The sequence below is a fragment of the Spirillospora sp. NPDC047418 genome (genome assembly GCF_040643275.1).
In the GTDB taxonomy this organism is placed as follows: domain Bacteria; phylum Actinomycetota; class Actinomycetes; order Streptosporangiales; family Streptosporangiaceae; genus Spirillospora.
This window is the reverse complement of the sequence record NZ_JBEYTW010000188.1, coordinates 1-4,747: the sequence shown is the minus strand read 5'-3', so window position 1 is coordinate 4,747 and position 4,747 is coordinate 1. Positions and strand designations below refer to the sequence as shown.

The following is a 4,747-nucleotide window of genomic DNA, read 5'->3' as shown; positions in this document are numbered from 1 at the left end:
CGTACGTCACTTGAACCTCGCAGATACCTGTAAGGCACGTAGCTCAATCCCGCACGTACCTCACGTAACAGACAGCCAACGAGTCATCAAGATAATCGCCGGCCCACTCGCATTACTCGCGCTGACGATGAGAGATGGCAAGGCCGTGGACGGTCAGGCCGAAGCCATCATCCGCATCTGCACCTGGCTCGACCGATGGCGACAGGACGACGCCTCCTGCCCCTGGTGGCCCTACTGGGTCGCCCGTGCGCAGTTGAGCGGCGCTCAGCCGACTCCGTCGAGGCCGTCGCGCCCATCCTGGTGCTACGGAACCGCAGGCGTTGCGCGTGCACAGCAGTTGGCGGCCCTCGCCGTCGGTGACCAGGAGCGCCGGGGGATGGCTGAATGCGCCATTGTCGGCGCCCTAACCGATCCACTACAGCTCGCCGCGATAACCGATGCGTCGCTGTGCCATGGCCATGCGGGCCTGGCCCATATCGCGACCCGTTGTGCCGCCGACGCGAGTATCCACATGTCGAGATTCCAACCGTCGCCGCTGCAAGCGCTGATCGAGGACGGCACCGATGCGCAACGACTCGCCGCGGAACTCCTCCGGCCACCAGGTGGATGCTTCGGATTCCTCGAAGGGGCCGCAGGCGTTGCTCTCACCCTCCACGCAGCATCGTCCGACTTGCCGCCCGTCTCAGGCTGGGACTCATGCCTACTGATCGCCTGAACAGTGCCTTCGAGGAAGGAATGACCATGGACACCGGCGACTGGCCGCAGGTCGTCATCGACTTCCCCGACTGGCGTACGGCCGAGGACACCGCAGTGAACGTCCTGCGCCCCGCACTGACCGGCGCAGAAGAACACGGCCTGATCCGCCGCTGGTTCTTCATCCGCAAAGCACCGTCCTGGCGAGTTCGCTACCTGCCCGCCGACGATTCCGTCCGGACGTACTTCACGGACGTTCTGAATCGTGCGACGTCGGAGAACCGGCTCTCGGGCTGGAGGACGGGCATCTACGAGCCTGAATCAGTCGCGTTCGGCGGCGAGGCCGGCATGCGAGTCGCCCACGAGCTGTTCCATCACGACAGCCGCCACGTCCTCACGCACCTGGCGCGACCGCCGGCCAGCCGAACTCTGGGGTGCCGGGAATTGGGCGTCCTGCTGTGCAGCGTGCTGATGCGCGCCGCCGGACAAGACTGGTACGAGCAAGGAGACGTCTGGAGACGCGTCGCCCGGCAACGTCCCATCCAGCTCGGCCGCTCCCCGTCCCCGCAGCTGAGGACGGCCGTGCACAAGCTCATGACCGTCGACGTCGGACCAGGCAGCGACCTCGTCAATGAAGGTCCTCTCGCCGACATCGCCCCCTGGATCTCGGTCTTCGAGCAGGCAGGACAACGGCTGGCCGAACTCGCCGGGCACGGAGCACTCGAACGCGGGCTGCGGGCCGTCCTGACCCACCACGTCATCTTCCAGTGGAACCGCCTTGGCCTTCCCTACATCGATCAGCACACTCTGGCCCTACTGACAAGCGAGGTAGTCATGGGAACCCTGCACGACGGCGCGTCAACGCCAGGCGCGGACGGCGGCGCCCCTAGTGTCCCCGAGGTGGACACCCAGACCCGCCGAACGCCCGACCTCAGCGAGGAAACCGCGACCCGTCTGCGGAACGCCCTCGTTGACAAGCTGCGCGACGAGGGGACGGTGCGCAGCGAGCGGGTAGAGGCCGCCCTCCGCGCCGTTCCCCGGCACGCGTTCGTTCCCGGCGTTCCGCTTGAGCGGGCTTACGCCGACGATGCCGTCTACACCAAGCAGGACGGTGCTGGCGTCTCGATCAGCGCCGCGTCCCAGCCGACGGTCGTCGCGATGATGCTCGAACAGCTCCAGCCGGCGCCCGGTCAGCGCGTCCTCGAACTCGGAGCCGGTACGGGATACAACGCGGCTCTCCTCGCACACCTGGTAGGGGACGAAGGCCACGTCACCACGATCGATGTTGACGACGACATCGTCACCGGCGCTCAGAACGGCCTCGCCGCCGCCGGAACCAAGAACGTCCAAGTCCTCCTCGCCGACGGCGCGCTCGGCCATCCCGAAGGGGCACCCTACGAGCGGATCATCGCCACAGTCGGAGCGGGTGACCTGCCCCTGCCGTGGCTGGACCAACTCGCCCCCGGCGGCCGGCTCGTCGTCCCGCTGCGGCTGCGCGGAGGCGTATCCCGTTCGATCGCCTTCGATCACGGCAGCGACGACGGGCGCTGGCTGAGCCGCAACAGCCTGTTGTGCACGTTCATGCCCCTGCGGGGCATCGCCGACGACGCGCGCCGCATTACCCGGCTGACCGCCGACGGAACGGTGTGCCTTCACGCCAACCGCGAGCAGGCCGTGGACGAGTCGTTGCTGAGCGGCGTCCTGGAGACCCCGCGCAGCGAGGCGTGGACAGGAGTGCTGTTCAGGGCGGACGAATCATTCGAATGGCTCGATCTTTGGCTCACGTGCGTCATGGACAACGCGTTGAGCCGGATGCCAGTCGAGCATGCGGCGATCGACGAAGGCCTGGTTCGCCCCCAGTTCGGCTGGGGCGCTATGGCGGTGGCCGACAAGGGCGACCTCGCGTATCTCACCCTCCGTCCGCAGGATCCGGACGCGCCGAGCGGCAACCGCCGGATGTACGAGGTCGGGGTCATCGGTCACGGCCCGACCGGACGCGCCCTGACCAACCGTGTGGCGGACGCCATCGGTACCTGGGACCAGGACTACCGATCCCGGCCCGTCGAGTTCGAGATCGCGCCGGTCGAAGCGGCGGCGCAGGCGGTGGAGCCGGTACCCGGCCGGTTCGTCTTCGAGCGTCCGAACACACGCCTCATCATCACCTGGCAATGACACTCGCGCTGAGTCGGGCCGCACGGGCATTCCCTCTCGTCGCTCGCCCCAGGCCAGCGTGCCGGCCGCTTGAGGAACGAATCCGTGAGGTCACGGGCTTCGCGCGAACCGCAACCGGAGCGGCTGACGCCGCTGATCGGCTCGCGGCGGCTGCGGCAGCACAGAACCGTGCGGCCTTGATCGCCAGCGACTGCGGCATGCCCGAACTCGCCGGCTCCCTGTGCCGACAGCAATTCGAGCTGTTCATGTGCGCTCGGCCGTTGACCGCACGAACGGCAAGATACGCGCTGGAACCCCTTGTCAACCTCTCACGGCTTCGGATCCGGGCTGGAAATCCGGATGCGGCCTGTAACCAGCTCGGAGAGTTGTATCGAGCCGTCCGGATGAGGGAACCCGCAAGGATCGACGGCCGGGAGCTACCGCTCGGCGAGCTGACCGGTTTGGGGGAAGAGCACCGCGACCTGTGCCAATGGTTATGGGGCGTCGTGCTCGCCGACGGCATCCGCGCCCTGGTCGCGGCGGGCAGGTGGGAGCAGGCGGCCGGATTCGCACAGCAGCATCGGGGTGTCGGCCGCCGGCTCCTGGACGGACGGCAGGCCGCCATCGTCACCCAGGCGCTCGGTGGAGACCCGGAGACAGCGTTGGCGACCCTCGAACAAAGCACTGCCACAGAGGCGTGGGAACAGGCCGTGGCGGCGTGCGTGACCATGTTCTGCTTGCGCGCTGCCAGACACCCGCCGTGGGCCGCAAACGTGACTCCGGTCGAGGAATACCTGGCCCTGGAGCCGAATCCGGGACTTGCGACCTTCCGTGTCCGCATGGCCCTTACTGCGGTCTGCCTCTGTGGCGCTGAAGAGCCCGCTTACGGCGAGCCAATAGTCAGTCGCATTGTGAGTGAGGTTTTGGACGTCGAGGACGGCTACGTTGCGCGAGACCTCCTACGACATCGCGATCTCAAGGGAAAGCTCACCGCAGCTCAAGAGGCACACCTTGCCTCAACTGTGCAGTCTGCTGGCCTTGGCCGAGGTGCCATACCAGAACCACTGAGTACCGAAATGTCCGCAGCGGTCGAAGAGAGTAGGCGCGCTACGGCAGAAATTCTGTATAGATCCAAGCCGCCCGGCTCCTCTAAAGATGCGGCCCTTCTTCGCTGAACCCTGCCTCACCGGACTAGTGGCGGTAGTCGACACTTGACCCGGCGTGAGAGGTGCTCATTAATGGGCGCTGTCAATCACGTCATTCGGTTGCGTCGCCGTACTCGGCGCAGCCGAAGAAGGGAACGGAAAAGTGGAAAACGGAACCTGGGGCTTGTGTTCTCCCGGTGAATGGCTGCGGGGTTCTGAGCCGATGCGGTGGCGTCGGGTCTACCCCGGTCGGCCCGATCAGGTGCGTGTGGCGCGGGTGTTCGCGGCGACGCTGTTCGAGGGGACCGGGCGAGAGGAGGACGTGGCCGTGGTGGTGGCCGAGCTGTCCACTAACGCGGTCCGGCATTCGCGGTCGGGCACCGACCGGGGCTGGTTCGGCCTGGAGGTCACGCTGTCCGAGGTCGCCTACATCGCGGTGACCGACCTGGGTGGGGGCTGCGTGCCCACGATCCGGTCGGAGACGCCGGGGTGCGAGCCGCGGGTGGGCGGCTACGGCCTGCTCACGGTGTCCAAGCTGGCCCTGGCGATGGGGGTGCACGGCAGCGCCGAAAACGGCTTCACCGTGTGGGCCGACATGGACCTGCGCCGCCACGCCCAGAACGGCCCGGGGCAGCAGGTGACGCTGGCGTCGTAGGGAGGGCCCAGCCTGTCGGTAGCAGGCTGGCCCCTCGGGGACAGCGTAGAAGACGCTGCTCGTACCGGAGACCCCGTCCCGCAGGCCCGCCTGGTCAGGTCTG

At 67.2% G+C, this 4,747-nt stretch carries 4 protein-coding genes; all 4 read left to right on the top strand.

The features are described 5' to 3' along the window. The first annotated feature begins 127 nt into the window (after positions 1-127). The 4 genes from ABZ806_RS44850 (at position 128) to ABZ806_RS44835 (ending at position 4,644) form a co-directional block, all read left to right on the top strand. Positions 128-715: a lanthionine synthetase LanC family protein gene (locus ABZ806_RS44850; protein ID WP_500226072.1), complete on the top strand. Its 588-nt coding sequence runs from the start codon at positions 128-130 to the stop codon at positions 713-715. A gap of 26 nt (positions 716-741) precedes the next feature. Continuing rightward, positions 742-2,865 (top strand): methyltransferase, FxLD system, encoded by a 2,124-nt coding sequence (gene fxlM, locus ABZ806_RS44845; protein ID WP_500226071.1) that lies wholly within the window; start codon positions 742-744, stop codon positions 2,863-2,865. 176 nt (positions 2,866-3,041) lie between these two features. Next, positions 3,042-4,019: a hypothetical protein gene (locus tag ABZ806_RS44840; protein WP_500226070.1), complete on the top strand. Its 978-nt coding sequence runs from the start codon at positions 3,042-3,044 to the stop codon at positions 4,017-4,019. A gap of 193 nt (positions 4,020-4,212) precedes the next feature. Then, on the top strand, positions 4,213-4,644 hold the full coding sequence (locus tag ABZ806_RS44835; RefSeq protein ID WP_500226068.1) for an ATP-binding protein: 432 nt from the start codon (positions 4,213-4,215) through the stop codon (positions 4,642-4,644). Positions 4,645-4,747: the final 103 nt, after the last annotated feature.

Bases quoted from the DNA above. Each gene is read 5' to 3' on its own strand.
- ABZ806_RS44850 (WP_500226072.1), top strand. From the start codon at position 128: ATGAGAGATGGCAAGGCCGTGGACGGTCAGGCCGAAGCCATCATCCGC.
- fxlM (WP_500226071.1), top strand. From the start codon at position 742: ATGGACACCGGCGACTGGCCGCAGGTCGTCATCGACTTCCCCGACTGG.
- ABZ806_RS44835 (WP_500226068.1), top strand. From the start codon at position 4,213: ATGCGGTGGCGTCGGGTCTACCCCGGTCGGCCCGATCAGGTGCGTGTG.